Raw genomic sequence first — 16,335 nt, forward strand, 5'->3', positions numbered from 1 at the left:
GTATCCCGAGGGGAAATTTTCCCCAACGAGGGACAATGAACTTATTCTTAGATACAGCTGAAATAGCAGAAATCAAAAAAGTACATGATTTAGGACTTTTAGACGGTATCACAACTAATCCATCCATCATCGCGAAATCTGGACGAAAGTTTACAGAAGTCATCAAAGAAATCACTAGCTTTGTGAAGGGTCCTGTCAGTGCTGAGGTGCTTTCCACCGATAGCGCAAATATGATCAAAGAAGGATTAGAACTTGCCTCCATTGCAGAAAACGTTGTTATCAAAGTACCTCTGATCCCAGAAGGCCTGAAAGCGGTCGTAGAATTTACAAAAAAAGGGATCCGAACAAACGTTACCCTTTGCTTTACGGCAAACCAAGCTCTACTCGCTGCCAAAGCTGGAGCGAGTTATATTTCCCCTTTCATTGGAAGGTTAGATGATGTTGGGTACGATGGTCTTGATTTGATATCTGAGATCAGAGAGATCTACGATAACTACGGATACGAAACCGAAATTTTAGCAGCTTCCGTCCGAAACCCAATCCACTTTAAAGAGGTGGCCCTTCGCGGTGCAGATTGTGCAACCCTTCCCTACTCTGTATTCGAAATGTTGTTCAAACATCCACTCACAGACATTGGATTAAGCAAATTCTTAGAAGACGCTAAAAAACTGACTTGGTAAAGAGGTAAATCCCCTTTGCCAATCTAAGGGGCATGTTCTGACCAGATGCGTTTCATATGTTCTAAGTAACAAAATACGGACTGATGGGACGCATCATTGAATAGATCGCAGCTATCCTCTCGGTTCATGTTCATGGTTGGCATGCCAAATCGACTATTGATTTCAAGGATTTTGTTCCACCACTCTTCTTCTACTCGGAACTTCACATAGGATTCAAAGTACTTAGGATAAACCTTTGGCCAAAACAAAATCACTTTGATTTTCTTCGCTTTGGCTAATTCCAAAAACTTTTCAGTATACTTGAGTTGGGATTGGCTCACTTGAAAAGACTTCATATAAATACTCGATACTCTTCTCGTATCTTTTTCTAGCTTCTCTGTAGGGTTCACATTTGTGGCGTAGACCAAATACTCACCTTTCCCATAATTGATCAGTTGGTATTCCTTGTTGTAGGTTGGGGTGTATTCATTTAATTTTTTTGATTTGAGACGGGAGAAAAATAATCCAAAATTTGGTTCTATGGATCGTATGGCGAACACCTTGTCCAAAATAAAATCATACTTTACTCTCCAATCCAAATCGTCCCAGATTTCTTTAATACAATCAGATTTGCAATAGAGACGTAAAAACGGTGAATTGATAAAACCCTTTGAATCATCAAAGGCTTCCGGACTCAAAGAAAGTATCACTAAACTTGGTGTAACATTGCCTGTATCCAAAATCTTGCGAAACATAAAATAGGAATACATGGGAACGGCCTGCGGACCGCTAAAATTATAAAGAGTCCAATCCTTTTGCAACTTTTCGGGAATGCCTTTTTCAGAGAAAGGATAGGATCTGGAGTCTCCAAAAACAAGTGCTAATTTTTTCTTAGAAAGTTCCGTATCTTGCACAAGTCGCTCTATTTGGTGGTTTCTTTGCGCATAAAAAACAGAATTCCCAGCCTGCAAGAAGTCGGTATGAAAGATAGGTAAGAGAAAGATTTTATCTAAAATCAGAATGCAAATCAAAACGATGAGAGGATAAAAAAGAAAAGTCCGTTTCGTCACGAAAACCTCAGCTCCTTTCAAACTGTGAGAAAATGGAAGGAAGAGCAAGAACAATTAGTTCAAATAATATCATCTTCTGAAATCTCAAGAAAGCTACCTTCTTCGATCGCGACTTTTTCTAAATCAAACCTTCCGATACGGGTTCGAAATAGATCGATCACGCTTAAATGTTTGCTATGAAACATACGTCGAATCTGTCTTTTTTTCCCTTCTAGAAGAGTGACTCGCAAATGATTTGATTGTGTTTTACCGGGTTTGGGAAAAGCATCTTGCACTTTGAAGGCTCGGAGAGTCTCACCTCCTTCCCGAACGCCTAACGTGAATTCTTCTGCTATGGACTTTACCTCGACAGCTTTGTTCAGTGTGACAATATAATCCTTTTCAATCTTAAAACTAGGGTGCGTAATCTTTTGGATAAATCCACCATCATTTGATAAAAGGATCAGGCCCCTCGAATCCAAATCCAAACGCCCAGCATAATTAAACTTCTTGTAGGCTTCCGGAAGTAGATCAAAGATAAGGTTTTCATTGTGTTTGTCTTCATGGGAGGTCAGATAACCCTTGGGTTTATGGAAGGCTAAGATCTGGCTCCTCAAATCTGAGGCTGCCGCAAGGGCATTTTTGCCATCTACGAGGACATTATCCCCTTCTTCCACACGGTAACTCAAATCGGTCAGTGTATTTCCATTCACCTTAACCCGACCAGATAGAATGATTTCTTCTACCTTCCTGCGGGCCCCCCAACCGTTTTTCGCTAGAAATTGATTGATACGCATCTTTTTCCATTTTACACAGCCACCGTCCTGGAAAAGTCTAAATGTGAGATGAACCCTCTGAAAAAAAAGCCTAGGACCAAAGAAATACATCCCATCCCCGAAAAACCGGATTGGATGAAGGTCCCGATTTCCTTTCCGAAAGAGGGCGATGCCTTAAGCGTCGTGCGGTCTCAGGTGGATGGCAAAAGACTGAATACAGTCTGTGAATCTGCATCTTGCCCGAATCTAAACCACTGCTGGAGTCGAAGGACAGCTACCTATATGCTTGCTGGCGATATCTGCACCAGGCGCTGTAAATATTGCGACGTAGCCTTTGGAAAACCAAAGGCTCTAGATTCAGAAGAGCCAGGCCGCGTGGCTGAATCTGTTTTTGAATTAGGTTTGAAGCATGTTGTTTTGACTGCAGTGAATCGGGATGATTTAGCGGATGGAGGTGCGGGTCATTTTGCAAAAACCGTACAATTGGTACGGCAAAAAAACCCCCTATGCACAATAGAAGTTTTGATCCCAGATTTCAAAGGTAGCGAGGAGAATCTGCAAGTTTTGTATGCCTCGAAACCCCAAATCATAAACCATAATATCGAAACCGTTGAGCGATTATTTCCCATGATCACCCCGCAAAAGAACTACCAGCGCTCCCTTGCGGTTCTTAAGCACATCTCAGAGCACGGGTTTGCCACAAAAAGTGGACTCATCCTAGGTCTAGGCGAAACAGAGTCCGATGTGCAATCCTGCCTAGAGGATTTGTACCAAAATGGTGTGAGGATCCTAACCATTGGCCAGTACTTGCAACCTAGTCCAAGCCATTATCCCATACAATCCTTTCCTACACCCGAGGAATTCCAAAGGTGGAAAGAAATAGCCTACCAGATTGGTTTTAAAATTATTTCTTCCGGTCCTCTCGTACGATCCTCATACCATGCCGATGAATATATCAGCCCCAATGAAATCAGCTGATGAGTGGAAACAGGAATTTGCGAGTGTATTCTTTCATTCTATCCTGACCGACCTTGCTCTGATCGAGGATGATCTGAGTGATTTTGAAATCAAACAACTGGTCCTTAGAGCCTTACAAAAGGTTCCCGAGATGGATGTGGAATGGGGAGAGGCAGATCGATTCGGGAAATCAACACTCCTCATCAAAAAAGGCCAAAGCCTACTCGTCGTGGAATCGACAGCACTCATCAATACCATTCGTGTCTTGTGGTCAGAGTACTTAGCCAATCGATAAAAAAAAGCCCGTTCCTTTACAGGAGCGGGCTTCTTTTCTGCGTAAGGGAATCCTATTCTTTAGAATTTGGATTTCGTTTGTAAATCGTAGATCACTTCGTCTACGTTGTTTTTATCAATGACCTTCACGCCATTTTCAGTATGAACAGTTAACTTATCATTGGATTGGCTGATGATTGCCCCAATGATCACCTTTCCATCTGAAAGAATGATCTTCTCAATTCTTTCGTAATAGTTTACGATGTCTTTTTGAGACTTCAATGCTTTTGGATCAGATGCAAGGCTCTCTTCAAACTTTTTCTTCTCTACTTCTTGTGCGGCTGCTACAGTTTTTTCCAGTTCTGCACGCTTCTTATCGATTTCTTGTTTTTTGATCTCATCGAGTTTATCTGTTTCTGCTGTTTCGCTCAACTTCGCAATTTGCTGCGCAGTATCTTTATCAACAGACACGATCGTTTTGATCTCTTGCTCTTCTGAAAGAGTCAACTTTGCTTTTTCAACAACTGGTTTTTCTTTTTCAGCTGTTTTGGAAATTTTTGTAAGGTCTGCTTCTTTTATAGACTCAACTTTCGAAAGTTCTAATGCCTTTGCTGATTGGCGAGACTCTTGGTTTTTCTCTAAAACTACTTCAGTGCTTGCAAGAGAATCTCTCAACTTTTTCAGGTTGGCATCAGCATTGATTTCTTCTTCGGATAATTTTTCCAAAGCAGGTACTCGGTTAGAGAATGCAACAGCTCCATCTACAACTTTCACAGCGGAAGGTTTCCCTTCTTCAGATTCTACGATGAAAGAAGTTCCACGCACACCCGCAATGGCAGTTGGTGTCACGACAGTGAAGTCGTCTTCTTTTTTGGCCTTATTGACTTTTGCAAAGACTTTACCTGAGACCAAGGCGATCTCTGTTTGCGTCGTGCCCGCAGCATTTTGAGAGAGTTTGCTGAAATCTAGAACGGATTTTGGAGAGATTCGCATATTTGAGCCATCTGGAAATTGAACGTCAATTTTGCCATTGTCTCCTGTTACGATGTTATCACCAGCTTTTAGGCTAGTGCCCAATTGCGCCTTTTCTTCTGTATTGTCAGCGTGACGGATTTTAGAATCACCCACGGCATACACAACAACGGCCGAAAGGCCACCGGATTCTTTGGAGGTTTCACTGACCGCTACATCTGGCTTTTTGCAAACTGCTAAAGCTGAGCCGGCTACCAGTGCGCTTATTAACGCTAATTTTGATGCTTTCATATCGTTCTATCCCTTAGAGAAATTGAAATTGCTATCCTTATCAACAAATCGGTGGAAAAATTTCTTCAATTTGAATTCTTTTTTTTTGTTAAATAGAAAAAAAAAGGACAACAGGATAATTTCTAGCAAACAAGATCGGGCTGCAATCTAATTTTGTCTAATCTACAGAATCAAGACCAACGTACGTATCCATGGCAGAATTGAACACTTTAGCAAACCGTCCCCCCTCCTCTCTGGCCCTCCTCGAAGAAATGGAGAGGCAATACAAAGACCTCCCCATGGAAGCCATCATCAAACAGGACATTTTGAGACAGGGAATCCACTTCCGACCAGAATCATTCCAAGGTGTAGGGGCCTACAAAGCAAAGGACTATTTTATCTTTTCCTTCGACCACATCCCCTTGGCTGAGATGAAGGACGGCATAGATACCAAAGCACCGGAAGAGATCAAAATTTCAGGCGGACATTTCCAACTGCTCCCAACCGTTATCTCAACTCGGAACAACCCCCTCTCTCCCTACGAAATGCGCTCCAAAGAGGGCAAGCCAACTTTGTACCTGGGCGAGACGGAGATTGGCAGGGCCGAATACCCTCCTATACCAGATTGGTACCGCCATAGAACCCAATCCGGAAAACTTCCTGGGGAAATTGCACCCGTAATCGAATGGGGCTATTTGATCTACCTAACTGTCTTTAGGAACTGCCAATACTTCGGAAAAGACGAAGAATGTGCTTATTGCGACATCAACCACAACTACCGACAACAAAAAGGCGCAGGTCGTCCTTATACTGGGGTAAAGGATGTGGAAGATATCTTGGAAGTTCTCTCCTGGATCAATGCGGAGGACCAGATTGCCAAAGTCTACACCATTACGGGCGGTTCTGTCCTTACTAACTTAAAGAAAAAATCGGAAGTTGACTTTTACCTTCAATACCCGGAAGCGATCGAGAGACAATTCCCCAAACGTTGGATGGGGAAGCTTGTTGCGCAAGCCTTCGAAAAGGAGGACTGCCAAAGGTTCAAGGATGCTGGCATTCAGATCTACCATCCCAATTACGAAGTTTGGGACAAGGCTCTTTTTGAAAAGATCTGCCCTGGGAAAGCAAGTTGGATAGGCTACGATCGTTGGATCCGTCGCGTTGTGGAATCCGCAGAGGTCTTTGGACCAGAGCATGTGATCCCAAATTTTGTCGGTGGTGTGGAACTTTCCGAACCATATGGATTTAAAACCGTAGCAGAGGCAATTCAATCCACCAAACAAGGATTAGATTTCTTTATGTCCAAAGGGATAGTGCCTCGTTTTACAGCTTGGTGCCCAGAACCTTACACAACATTGGGCCAACAAGCAGGGCCACCATTGGTCTATTTTTGTGAGTTATTGAGAGCTTGGAAGGAAACCTTTGAACTGTATAAGCTACCGACTCCTCCTGGTTACGGTGAACCTGGACCTGGTAAAGCTGTATTTTCTGTCTCTGCCTTTATGGATGTCATAGGATATTCTGGACGGAATTGAGCATTCTCTAGAAGGTATTCCCAGGTACCTATGAGAAGAGTTCAATTTGTCAAAAGGATTTTTCTACTCTTTCTCATCTTGCCTCTCCTCTTGTCATGTGAGACCTGGGAAGATCTCGAATCAGAAGAAATTCTATTCCGAAAGGGCACCATGGACCTAAGCAAGGTTCCCTTTGGAGAAGATACGGTGGTTCCTTTCCAAGGAGATTGCGAACTCTACTTCAACGAACTCCACTACCCTCCCTTTCATGGGGAAAAATCCCTAACTGCCTATTTAAACTTTCAAGAATCTTGGCAGGGACAAGAAGTCTCAGGGAAAGAATTGCCAAGGCTTGCACATGTAACCATCCGTTGTTTTTTGATTGTAAACAAAGAGACCGTGGGCCAAGAACTGAGGTTTTACGTACCGGACGTAGCATCTGCCTACCGCGTGTTTGCAAACGGAGTTTTGTTAGGCGGGCAAGGGAAACCTGGTATCAATCGGTTTGATGAGGTTCCGAAAATCCAAGCAAAGTATTACACTCTCATCCCTGATTCAGAAAACATAGAAATCGTTTTTCATATTTCAAACTACCAAAATAACTTTGGAGGCTTTTGGGACAAACCGAGCATAGGAAATAAATTTGCTCTGGACCGCCAAAGGCTGATCTCCACTGCCAGAGATTTATTTCTGTTAGGTGCTGTTTTGATTATCGGCTTTTACCATTCGGGCTTGTACTTCTACCGCAGGAAAGAAAAGTCTATTTTCTATTTTGCTATCCTTTGTTTTTTATTGGGACTTAGGATTGCCTGCACAGGAAATCGTTTTATCTTTGATCTGCTGCCTGATCTATCCTGGCAAATTGCGTTTCGATTAGAATTTTTATCCTACTATCTGGCCATTCCGGTAAGTATTCTATTCATCGGAAATTTATTTCCCTTGGATGCAAACCATCGGCTAATCCGTTGGATTCTCTATTCTTCCTTTTTTTATGTTCTTACTTTGGTGCTTCCTGTCTCTATCTATACCATTTTATTATTTGGATTCCAATTGATCGCCTTTGTTACTATCCTTGCGGTGATTCATGTGAACTTGGGTGCCGTAAGAAATCGTAGGCCAAATGCCAGATTGTTTTTTGCAGGATTGTGCGTACTGGCAACTTGTGTTGCTAGTGACATCATTCGGCATAGCCTCAACTCTCGGGGGATCTCTTTAACTCCGTATGGACTTTTGGTATTTATTTTTTTCCAATCCCTTATACTCTCCAGTAGGATTGCCAGCGCCTTTACACGAGCGGAAGAATTGGCTGAAAGTTTGAAAATCTCTAATGAGTCTTTAGTTGCGTTAACAGAAAATTTAGAATCGATCGTTACAGACCGTACTTCACAATTGAACAGCACTTTACAAAGGCTGAAAAAAGATCTGCAACTGGCAAAAAAAATCCAGCAGAAGATTTTACCGGCTCCAGACATCCAATACCCATCTCTCTCTTATCAGTTACACTTTGAACCTCAGGATGATGTTGGCGGAGATTTTTATGATGTTTTTGAATTGGATACGGGAATCACTAGGATCTTTTTAGCAGATGCGACTGGGCATGGAATCCAGGCAGCTTTATATACGATGGCTATCAAATCTGAGTATGAGGCGATCAAAAAATTTGTTACAAAAACGGATGATCTAATTGGGCACCTCAACCAAAAGATACAGAATAAGTTCTCGGGTTTGAAGATAGTGTTTACCTGCTTTTTGGTCGATATCGATACCCGACTGAGCAAACTTTACTATACCTCTGCGGGACATCCTGACCAAATCTTAGATTCTAAACAGAATGGAACTCAACTTTTGACAAGGACTGGGAATATCATTGGTCTCAAAAAAGAGCAGGAATACTCTCAGAAAATCATACCTTTCCAAAAAGGAGATAGGCTCTTTCTCTTCACAGATGGGATCGTAGAACAAAAAAATACGAATCGAGAGGAATTTGGTTTAGAACGAGTGATGGATCTCATGGCAAAAAACATAGCTAGTACCACTGACAATACAATGAAAGATATCACCTCTGCTTTAACAAACTTTAGAGGAGCGAATGCACAAGAGGATGATACCACCCTCTTGCTCTTTGAACATCTATAAATTATTTTTTAATATAGAGTCTTTCCACTCCATGGCTTTCGAATTCTTTTTCATAACTTTCAATCTCAGAATCTAACTTTAAGTCCCGCTCTTCTTCTGACATTTGAGTGAGTTGGCTTTCCGAAACCTTTTTGCTCAGATCTCGCATTCCTAGTTCATAGGCCAAGTCTGACCAAAAATGAAATTCATTGTATGGCTCAATGTAATCGTCATGCAAACTTTGGAAGACTTCCTCAGACAATGTTAGTAACTGGTCTTCTCCTTTTTCAATCGGCGCCTCTGGAGCTACCTTTTTGATTTTTTGGAAGATACTTTGGCAAAATTCATCAACTCCAGGATCACTTTCATCGTGAACGGAATTGACGATCCACTCGTAAACAGAGACTGCCTCTAGTAGTTGGTGGATTTCTTTTTCATTTAAATCTAATTGCATATATGTTTCCTTGCCTCAATCATACACCTCTCCCACTAGCTCAGTGACAACTGGAGTAAGCACAAGCGAAATGGGAGGAAGGAGAAGAGCCCACTTAGTGGTTTCTTTTTGAATGAGTCGAAATTTTGAGCCTTTGTTCTTTTTAGCGATTTCAGAGAATGATTCCAATGCCTCTGGAAATTCGGCATTTCGTCTGAGTGGGAAGAACACAAAAACATTTAGGCCATAGGAAGTTGTCCGAAGGTAATGATCGGGTTTCTCTGTTACGGCGGGCATAGCGTTGAATTTAGTTGCCTTTTCACTCGATACGCAGCTGGAAAAAAAAAGCAGAATGCAAAGTAAAAAACTAGATTGTTTCATATTCCAAGTATAGATATGAGAAAAATCCAAACAAGTATTTTCTTTCTTTAAAATTAGTAAAACTTTTGTTTGGTGAGGAATCAATTGAAGCAAGTATATTTGGCTGGTCCACAGGTATTTCTTCCTGATGCCCAAGCCTACTTTGCTCGGGCAAAACAGATCTGCAAACAATACTCTTTGAACGCTGTTTGTCCTTTTGATGGAAATCCAAGTGAAGAGATAGGTTTGCAGAAGGCAAGGTGGATATTTGAAAACAACTGTCGTTTGATCGATGCTTCAGATCTCATCATTGCCGATCTCACCCAATTTCGCGGTGCCCTTGTGGATGATGGTACTTCATTCGAGATAGGGTATGCCTTTCATTCTGGAAAAACCATTTATGGCTTTGCTAAATTGCTTAGACCTTTGCTCCAAATGGTTCCACGAAAGATAGCCACAAAACCCCATGCATCTGGCTACGAAATTGACCAAGATGGATTTTTGGTGAATGAGGATTTCGGGAATTCTGTGAATTTGATGATTGAGATGGCGATCTATGGATCTGGCGGAAAGCTTGTTGAGGGAAACTTAGAGATTTTGTTGGATAGGATTAGAGCGGAAAACTAAAGCTGCGAAGTAGATCTACGATCTCACTATGACCATTGTTGGCTGCTAACATCAAGGCCTTTTGGTATTCGAGTCCTCCAAAGTCAAAACCTTCATGGACAAGGAGTTTTGCGATATCAAGGTTACCTACTGAGGTTGCAATGAGAAGGGCTGTTCGATCAGCCTCTGACTCCGCTTGGTGTGATTTGATCTTTTGCGAGACGATGCTCTGTACAATGGCCGTGTGCCCATTGGTAGATGCCCAAAGCAAGGCGGTCCAGCCCAAGGAATCCTGGATATTCAAATCGGCTCCCCTAGCAATGAGGAGATTGGCGATTTCCTGCAAGCCATCGGAACTTGCCTGGATCAGTGCCGTATCACCATCTACTTTTTGGAGGTCAGGATTTGCTTTATTATCCAAGAGCATTTGGACCAGATCCCTACGGTTGCAGGCAACCGCATAGTGAAGAGGAGTTGCGTCATCTTGGTATTCTTGGATGTTTGGGTCCATACCCGATGTTAGCAAACATTCACAGAGCTCTAAATTTTGGTATTTCACTGCAAAATGTAAGGCAGACCAACCATGGATTCCCAAGTCAGGGAATTGCAAACGTTCCCAAGAACCCACGGAGACCTTTCTAAATTTTAACAGTTCGTCACGATTTCCGGTTTCTAAAATTTTACGGAGGGTTTCTGCCTCCGTTTGTTTGATTCCGTTTTCAATCACCAGAGAGCTCTTCTACCTTCGCATCTGCCGCATTTTTTTTCACGGACTCAATGCCTTGCAAACAAGCTTGTTTGGAAGAATAACCTTCGCTCGAAGCGATCACTTCCCCATTCCCTGCCTTAAGTCGAAACCGATACTCACCCTTTTTGTCTTGGTACACTTCAAATTTTGCTGCCATGGATACCCCCAGTGCCCAAGCGTAGACGTTAGATTGGCGCAATTCAAGCAGAAAAAGTCCTAGGGGATTTCCACATTGGGAAGAAAGTACTCATGGATTTAGAATCAAAACAAGACTATACTAAATAGTATGAAACTTCTGTTGATAGCACTTGCGTTTTTTGCCACTCTCATACAATGCCGTACTGCATCCGAGAGAGAGGTCATCCAACATGACCCCTTTCTTCCCGAAAGCCAAGTCCGAGCAAAGTCCATAGGTCCAAGGGAATCTTCCATAGCCATTGGCGCCTATCCCTACTATGCAGAGGATCCTTTTTTATTTTACCAAGTTCAGCACGGACAAGGAAGTTTCCAGGGACGATCGCTACGGGAATATACCCTTCGCGAAAAACTGCAAAATCGTTCCCAAGAAGGGCGGTCTCACCAAACAACCGCTAACCCAATTCCAATTGGAAGTATTTTTCAAGGCCGATAGCCATAAATTTTAAATGTGGTGCTAGATTTGGATTGCCTTCTTGCTTTCGGTTTGGGAGCATAAACACATGCCAGAGGGATCATCACTACGCTATTTAGAAACAAGCCAGATCATACCATCGAAGGGTATGTCCTATACCATGTATGAAATTGAAGGACAAGATACCATTTTAAGGATGTTGACATTCATTCCTGACAATGATGAGATTCACATTTACCCAAAACCTCCTGTAAAAAAACTCTATAAGCCTGAACTATGTAAGAAAGTGGAAGAAAATGAATTTTTAGGACTTTGGCAGATGGGAGAAGAGAAGAAAAAATGAAGGTAACCTTGGCCCCGGACAGAATCGAACTGCCGACACGAGGATTTTCAGTCCTCTGCTCTACCGACTGAGCTACAGGGCCGCGGTTAAAGCCAAGGTAAGAAAAGGGCTTCCATTGTCAACGATCCTTTCATAAATTATTCTGGAATCACGGTATGAACAAAAACAGCTTTCGATTTTCTATCCTCTTCGGGTTAAGTCTTACATTTTTTAATTGCGCATCCCTACTCCACAAAACAGGACTTACATGGGAGCGCTCGCGCTCGGACCTTTCCAAACAAAGTCTTCAAGTGGGCGAATTCAAATGGGTCTATTTAGAGGGTGGCGAAGGAAAGGAAACCATTCTCACCATACATGGATTTGGTGGTGACAAGGATCACTGGACTCGGTTTGTAAGGACTCTCTCTGACGATTATCGTATCATTTCACCAGACCTACCGGGATTTGGGGAAAATGACCGTCTACCCAACCAATCCTATGATATCAAACACCAAGTAGAGCGTTTGCATGAATTTGTGAAATCCTTAGGGCTTAAATCCTTCCATATCGTAGGGAATTCGATGGGGGGAGCTATTGCTGGCTACTATGCAGCGACTTACCCAGAAGATGTATTGAGTTTAACATTAATCAATACAGCAGGCGTGAAAAGTCCGGTACCAAGTGAACTAGCAAACCTCCTCCAAGCAGGCAAACCCAACCCCTTGTTAGTCGGTTCAGTAGAGGACTTTGACCGTCTTCTTGCCTTCAGCTTTGTAAAACCACCCTACATTCCTGGACCCTTAAAAACGTACTTCACAAATAGGGCGATCCAAAATAGAGATTGGAACGAAGGGATTTTCACTCAAATACGAAAGGATCCTTTTCTTCTAGAAAGTGTGTTGAATAAAATCAAAGCACCAACCTGTATCATCTGGGGAAAGGAAGACCGAATTATCCATGTTTCTTCTACAGAAGTTTTGGTAAAAAAAATTAAGTCCAAACAACAGTTAATCATCTTACCCGAAATGGGCCATGCGCCTATGATTGAATCTCCCAGGGAGGTCGCCGAACATTGGCTAAAATGGCAATCTAACATAGCTCATTCCTCCCCCTAATGCTTCAAAAAATTGAGCATTTTTTTTAAGATCGGTTTAAAAAAAACTTGTACTTTGGCTTAGAAAAAATGTTATAAGCCTCATGGCTTATGCAGAGGACAGAGTTTACTTGATCGGGATTACGGGTAGCATTGGCTCCGGTAAATCTACGGTTGCAAAACTCTTTGAGTCCTTTGGAGCATTCAGGATCAGCTCTGATGAAATCGCCAAAGGGTTTACGGACCCTGATTCTCCGATAAAAGGCGAACTTCGCGCTATTTTTGGTAGCGAGATCTTTGATTCCTTGGGTAATCCAATCAAACAAAAGATCGCGGACTTAGCCTTCTCAGACCCAAACCTACTTTCTAAACTCAACGAATTGATACACCCCTTGGTCCGAAAGGAATTTAAACGGAAAATCCAAAGCCTAGAGAGAGAAAGTCTCGTTGCCTGGGAAGTGCCTCTCCTCTTTGAAACGGATGCTCATACACTCTGCGATTTTACTGTTTGTGTCTACACAAGCCCTGAGATTGCACAAGAGCGGGCCATCCAGAGAGGCGGAATGACAAGGGAAGACTACGAGAAAAGAAAGGCTACCCAATTGCCAATTGAGGAGAAAAAGGCTCTCTCCCAATTTTCCATTCCGAACGATAATTCTATAGAGGACCTAAAAAAATCCTCATGGTTAGTATTCCAAGAAATAAAAAACAAAACTAAGGTTAGCTTATGAAAGAACGTGTATTTTATGTCATCAATTTAGATAAACAAAGGATAGGGATCCTTTCTCTCTTTCTATTCGCACTGTTTTTCTCGGTATTTTTCTTGGGAGTATCGGTAGGTAAAGGCCGCCAAGAGATCTCAGCAAGTACACTTCCCCCACAGGAAAATGTAGAATTGCCCAAACAAGAAAACCTTGCTTTGGCTAGCCAGAACCAAACCAACCGAACAGAAGAGATGGTCGTTTCCAATCCGAAATCCAATGTGAGTATGGAAGTGCCCTTGGCGGATGTAAACCAGGGCCAAACAAACACAAACCCTTATTATGCGGAGACCTCCACAGCCAAAGACGAAGAGGAAGAAGCCAAGAGCCATGTCATTGATTTGAACAAACAGTCTGTTTCCAGAAAGGAAACGAGCCACAAAAAGAAAGAAGTAGCTCTGAAGAATGTAGCTCCCAAAAAGGAAAAAAAGGCAATTGCACCAGAAGCCGAGGCTAAACAAAAACTATATACTCTACAATTGGGCGCTTTCGGACAAAGAGAAGCCGCGGAGTCTCTTCTCACGAAAGTTAACCAAAGCTCAACAAAAGCGAAGGCCTTCATAGTCTTTAAAAACGGATACTTTGTTGTTCAAATGGGCAAAACTTCGGATAAGGATTCTTTGAAAAAAATCCAACAAAAACTACCACTAGATGTCCGAGGGAAGTCGATGGTAGTTTCGTTCATACCTCTGCATTAAAATAGCTCTTTCCTACATATAGCAACCTTGGCATTCGGGTTTTTCTCTGCGAGACTTCGCAAAGAAAGACCCTTTCTTTTTCTCCGAGGGCTCTCAAGCGTTCCTTGAAAAACAGAATAGACAAGGGACATGATTTTGAAATCCTGCCTATAAAGCATTTGCGGGCGTGGCGAAATTGGCAGACGCACCAGATTTAGGTTCTGGCGCCGTGAGGCGTGGGGGTTCAAGTCCCTCCGCCCGCAGTTCTTATGCGAGACCAAGGTTCTTTAACCCCACCAGAAAAAAAGATTAACCTACCTTACTTAACTTTCCTTTTTGACTAGGTTGATTAGAAGGCGTTAACCCAAGAAATTGCTTCACTGCCAAACGGATTACTTTAGATCTATCCATTTCATGCAATGCGGCATATTTATCAATTTCAGAGACAATTTTCTGTTCAAACTTGGCTCCGATTTGAGTATCTTTGGTAACAGCCACGATTTTACCTCCTTTTAGGATAGATACATAATGAAACATAACAAGAAAAAATGCAATTAAAAATGTTAAACTTTTATAATCTTTTTACTTTTTTTTTAAACATGTCGTCATGTCGTCATTTTAGCAAAATTGGCCAGATTCAAAAAAAACCAATCCGGGAGCATTCTCCCCCTACCCAGAAGTGGTGGAGAAATTTCGAATCCTGAAAGGGGAAAATCGTTTTTTTGTAGACGTTAGTTGAAGGGATTCGATTCTTATCTTAACAATTTTGCAAATTAGATATTAATGTTATCGAGATTAAGGATCATAGTTAAATCCAATGAAGGATGATTCAGTTTTTAGGCTGATGGTTTCCTGTGAAGATGGCTATCCCTTAACTGGTGAACGCCTAGGGGAACTAGGGGTAAGAATAAGTATAAATGGTGAAAATCAAAACAATGAAAAAAATGTAGATATTGACGTTTCCTTGGATGGAAGGGTATTTCCGAACACTGGAGGAATGTCCGTTTCGGAAGTCAGGAATCTCAGACATATGGAAGAAAAAAGAAATTTTGGTGGAAAATTACTAACTTACTTTTACATTAAGACGAAATTGTTAGAAAACGAACTCTTGACAAGAATCTCGAAAAAAAACGGTTCGGGCATTCTGGTTTGCCCCACGAAAGAAATGGAATACCAATCATATAAAAATGCATTAGAGAGCACTAGATTATTTTGGTCTAATAAACATGAATGAAAAAGTAAAATCCTATTTAATTGAATGGATCAAGTTTGAGTTAGAGCAAGAAAGAATAAAAAATTTGGAACCGGAATTAGCTTTCTCTACAGCTTACGAGAAATTAAGTAATTTGGATGAGATTTCTTCTGAATTTAATGAAGAAGATACAGATCTTGCAAATTTAATCGGTGATAAAATTTTAAAAAATAAGAATGATTATGATTATTTAGTTTGGCTATTAAATCAGATTGAAAGCGGAAAGAATATCTCTTCTGCCTTTGCTCATAAGTACACTGTCTCATTTCGGACTGTTGCCGAAACAACGATTACTAGCTCAATTCAACTAAAGTTTTCAGTTGAATCGATTATTTCGATCCCAGAAAACAATGAGGTAGCATTTTATGATATTTTTGGTGAAGAATGGAAGCTAGCAGCATAATCGCCCCGATCGCATTCGAAAGCTACAGGATTGATAAAGCGGATATAGAAATGAAGCCTTATCTTCAGCTACTAGCAAATTACAATCAGGTGGATTTTGTAAATGTCTGGTTTTCTTATGGTTTAAGAGAGCCTACGTTTCTGAAGGCGGATAAGCTGTATGTCGTTGGTTTTAATCTTGAGGTAAAATTTTATAAAAGTGAAATAGCTATTGAAGACCGCGAGAAAGCGGAGAGCATGATAGATTTAAAACTTGGTATTGCAGGGATGTTTAGTGTCGTTGATGAGAATCGTCTTCCATTAGAGGTTGAAGAGAGGCTCATTAAAATTAATGGACCAACTATATTATTTCCTTATGCCAGAGCTGCTATGACTCTGTTACTCTCCCTAGCCGGTTTTCCTGCATTCTTATTCCCTATATTAAATATTAATGAACTCTCAAAAAAGGCCGGCGAAGCAATGGAAGTTAGAGTTGTTGAGTAGTTT

The 16,335-nt window shown here is 41.6% G+C and carries 22 protein-coding genes and 2 tRNA genes; 15 read left to right on the top strand and 9 right to left on the bottom strand.

The genetic code is table 11. The annotated features are described in order from the left end of the window. Nucleotides 1-35 precede the first annotated feature (35 nt). The gene (gene fsa / locus DI060_RS04450) at nt 36-680 is read left to right on the top strand and encodes a fructose-6-phosphate aldolase (RefSeq protein ID WP_108974193.1); all 645 of its coding nucleotides are present in this window, start codon (nt 36-38) and stop codon (nt 678-680) included. Between the two features lie 23 nt (nt 681-703). Here fsa and DI060_RS04455 read toward each other — a convergent pair whose 3' ends face one another. Further along, complete coding sequence (locus DI060_RS04455) at nt 704-1,729, bottom strand: DUF1574 domain-containing protein (RefSeq protein ID WP_108975619.1); 1,026 nt, start codon at nt 1,727-1,729, stop codon at nt 704-706. Nucleotides 1,730-1,788: 59 nt separating this feature from the next. Continuing rightward, entirely contained in the window at nt 1,789-2,505 is a 717-nt protein-coding gene (locus tag DI060_RS04460) for a pseudouridine synthase (protein ID WP_108974196.1), read from the bottom strand. Between the two features lie 48 nt (nt 2,506-2,553). Between DI060_RS04460 and lipA the strand changes: the two genes are divergently transcribed. Both lipA and DI060_RS04470 read left to right on the top strand, forming a co-directional pair. After that, a complete protein-coding gene (gene lipA / locus DI060_RS04465; protein WP_108975621.1) occupies nt 2,554-3,462 on the top strand; it encodes a lipoyl synthase in 909 nt (302 codons plus the stop codon). Beyond that, nucleotides 3,449-3,736: a hypothetical protein gene (locus DI060_RS04470; RefSeq protein ID WP_108974198.1), complete on the top strand. Its 288-nt coding sequence runs from the start codon at nt 3,449-3,451 to the stop codon at nt 3,734-3,736. The genes lipA and DI060_RS04470 overlap by 14 nt, the downstream gene beginning before the upstream one ends. A gap of 59 nt (nt 3,737-3,795) precedes the next feature. On the opposite strand, the gene DI060_RS04475 is transcribed toward DI060_RS04470, so the two are convergent. Beyond that, nucleotides 3,796-4,977, bottom strand: a complete 1,182-nt coding sequence (locus DI060_RS04475) for a lipoprotein LipL45 (RefSeq protein ID WP_108974200.1) — start codon at nt 4,975-4,977, stop codon at nt 3,796-3,798. A gap of 191 nt (nt 4,978-5,168) precedes the next feature. On the opposite strand from DI060_RS04475, the gene DI060_RS04480 reads away from it, so the two are divergent. Then, nucleotides 5,169-6,491 (top strand): radical SAM protein, encoded by a 1,323-nt coding sequence (locus DI060_RS04480; protein WP_108974202.1) that lies wholly within the window; start codon nt 5,169-5,171, stop codon nt 6,489-6,491. Nucleotides 6,492-6,521: 30 nt separating this feature from the next. Next, nucleotides 6,522-8,606, top strand: a complete 2,085-nt coding sequence (locus tag DI060_RS04485) for a PP2C family protein-serine/threonine phosphatase (protein WP_108974204.1) — start codon at nt 6,522-6,524, stop codon at nt 8,604-8,606. Between the two features lies 1 nt (nt 8,607). Here DI060_RS04485 and DI060_RS04490 read toward each other — a convergent pair whose 3' ends face one another. Continuing rightward, the gene (locus DI060_RS04490) at nt 8,608-9,039 is read right to left on the bottom strand and encodes a hypothetical protein (protein ID WP_108974206.1); all 432 of its coding nucleotides are present in this window, start codon (nt 9,037-9,039) and stop codon (nt 8,608-8,610) included. Between the two features lie 15 nt (nt 9,040-9,054). Continuing rightward, on the bottom strand, nt 9,055-9,399 hold the full coding sequence (locus tag DI060_RS04495; protein WP_135354984.1) for a hypothetical protein: 345 nt from the start codon (nt 9,397-9,399) through the stop codon (nt 9,055-9,057). An 84-nt stretch (nt 9,400-9,483) separates the two neighbouring features. Between DI060_RS04495 and DI060_RS04500 the strand changes: the two genes are divergently transcribed. Continuing rightward, a complete protein-coding gene (locus tag DI060_RS04500; protein WP_108974210.1) occupies nt 9,484-10,005 on the top strand; it encodes a nucleoside 2-deoxyribosyltransferase in 522 nt (173 codons plus the stop codon). Here DI060_RS04500 and DI060_RS04505 read toward each other — a convergent pair. Beyond that, entirely contained in the window at nt 9,989-10,711 is a 723-nt protein-coding gene (locus tag DI060_RS04505) for an ankyrin repeat domain-containing protein (RefSeq protein ID WP_167836914.1), read from the bottom strand. The two genes, DI060_RS04500 and DI060_RS04505, sit on opposite strands and share 17 nt — an antisense overlap. Next, the gene (locus DI060_RS04510; protein WP_108974214.1) at nt 10,704-10,889 is read right to left on the bottom strand and encodes a YegP family protein; all 186 of its coding nucleotides are present in this window, start codon (nt 10,887-10,889) and stop codon (nt 10,704-10,706) included. The genes DI060_RS04505 and DI060_RS04510 overlap by 8 nt, the downstream gene beginning before the upstream one ends. Nucleotides 10,890-11,018: 129 nt before the next feature. Between DI060_RS04510 and DI060_RS04515 the strand changes: the two genes are divergently transcribed. Both DI060_RS04515 and DI060_RS04520 read left to right on the top strand, forming a co-directional pair. Then, on the top strand, nt 11,019-11,363 hold the full coding sequence (locus tag DI060_RS04515; protein WP_108974216.1) for a hypothetical protein: 345 nt from the start codon (nt 11,019-11,021) through the stop codon (nt 11,361-11,363). Nucleotides 11,364-11,430: 67 nt separating this feature from the next. After that, on the top strand, nt 11,431-11,685 hold the full coding sequence (locus tag DI060_RS04520) for a hypothetical protein (RefSeq protein ID WP_108974218.1): 255 nt from the start codon (nt 11,431-11,433) through the stop codon (nt 11,683-11,685). A gap of 9 nt (nt 11,686-11,694) precedes the next feature. Here DI060_RS04520 and DI060_RS04525 read toward each other — a convergent pair. Next, nucleotides 11,695-11,767 (bottom strand) — tRNA-Phe (locus tag DI060_RS04525). A gap of 73 nt (nt 11,768-11,840) precedes the next feature. On the opposite strand from DI060_RS04525, the gene DI060_RS04530 reads away from it, so the two are divergent. From DI060_RS04530 to DI060_RS04545, 4 genes are all read left to right on the top strand, one after another. Beyond that, entirely contained in the window at nt 11,841-12,779 is a 939-nt protein-coding gene (locus DI060_RS04530) for an alpha/beta fold hydrolase (RefSeq protein WP_108974220.1), read from the top strand. An 82-nt stretch (nt 12,780-12,861) separates the two neighbouring features. Next, nucleotides 12,862-13,488 (top strand): dephospho-CoA kinase, encoded by a 627-nt coding sequence (gene coaE / locus DI060_RS04535; protein WP_108974222.1) that lies wholly within the window; start codon nt 12,862-12,864, stop codon nt 13,486-13,488. Next, entirely contained in the window at nt 13,485-14,216 is a 732-nt protein-coding gene (locus tag DI060_RS04540) for an SPOR domain-containing protein (protein ID WP_108974224.1), read from the top strand. Before coaE ends, DI060_RS04540 begins: the two co-directional genes overlap by 4 nt. Before the next feature lie 160 nt (nt 14,217-14,376). Next, nucleotides 14,377-14,458: transfer RNA gene (locus tag DI060_RS04545), tRNA-Leu, on the top strand. Between the two features lie 46 nt (nt 14,459-14,504). Here the strand turns inward: DI060_RS04545 and DI060_RS04550 are convergent. Further along, nucleotides 14,505-14,693: a hypothetical protein gene (locus DI060_RS04550; RefSeq protein ID WP_135354985.1), complete on the bottom strand. Its 189-nt coding sequence runs from the start codon at nt 14,691-14,693 to the stop codon at nt 14,505-14,507. A 319-nt stretch (nt 14,694-15,012) separates the two neighbouring features. On the opposite strand from DI060_RS04550, the gene DI060_RS04555 reads away from it, so the two are divergent. The 3 genes from DI060_RS04555 to DI060_RS04565 are packed head-to-tail and all read left to right on the top strand — an operon-like array spanning nt 15,013 to nt 16,332. Further along, nucleotides 15,013-15,429 carry a hypothetical protein gene (locus DI060_RS04555; RefSeq protein WP_108974229.1) on the top strand — a complete coding sequence of 139 codons (417 nt, stop codon included), beginning with the start codon at nt 15,013-15,015 and terminating at the stop codon, nt 15,427-15,429. Further along, nucleotides 15,422-15,850: a hypothetical protein gene (locus DI060_RS04560; RefSeq protein WP_108974231.1), complete on the top strand. Its 429-nt coding sequence runs from the start codon at nt 15,422-15,424 to the stop codon at nt 15,848-15,850. Before DI060_RS04555 ends, DI060_RS04560 begins: the two co-directional genes overlap by 8 nt. Further along, nucleotides 15,832-16,332 carry a protein-export chaperone SecB gene (locus DI060_RS04565; protein WP_108974233.1) on the top strand — a complete coding sequence of 167 codons (501 nt, stop codon included), beginning with the start codon at nt 15,832-15,834 and terminating at the stop codon, nt 16,330-16,332. Before DI060_RS04560 ends, DI060_RS04565 begins: the two co-directional genes overlap by 19 nt. Nucleotides 16,333-16,335: the final 3 nt, after the last annotated feature.

Source organism: Leptospira ryugenii (assembly GCF_003114855.1).
GTDB classification, from domain to species: domain Bacteria; phylum Spirochaetota; class Leptospiria; order Leptospirales; family Leptospiraceae; genus Leptospira_A; species Leptospira_A ryugenii.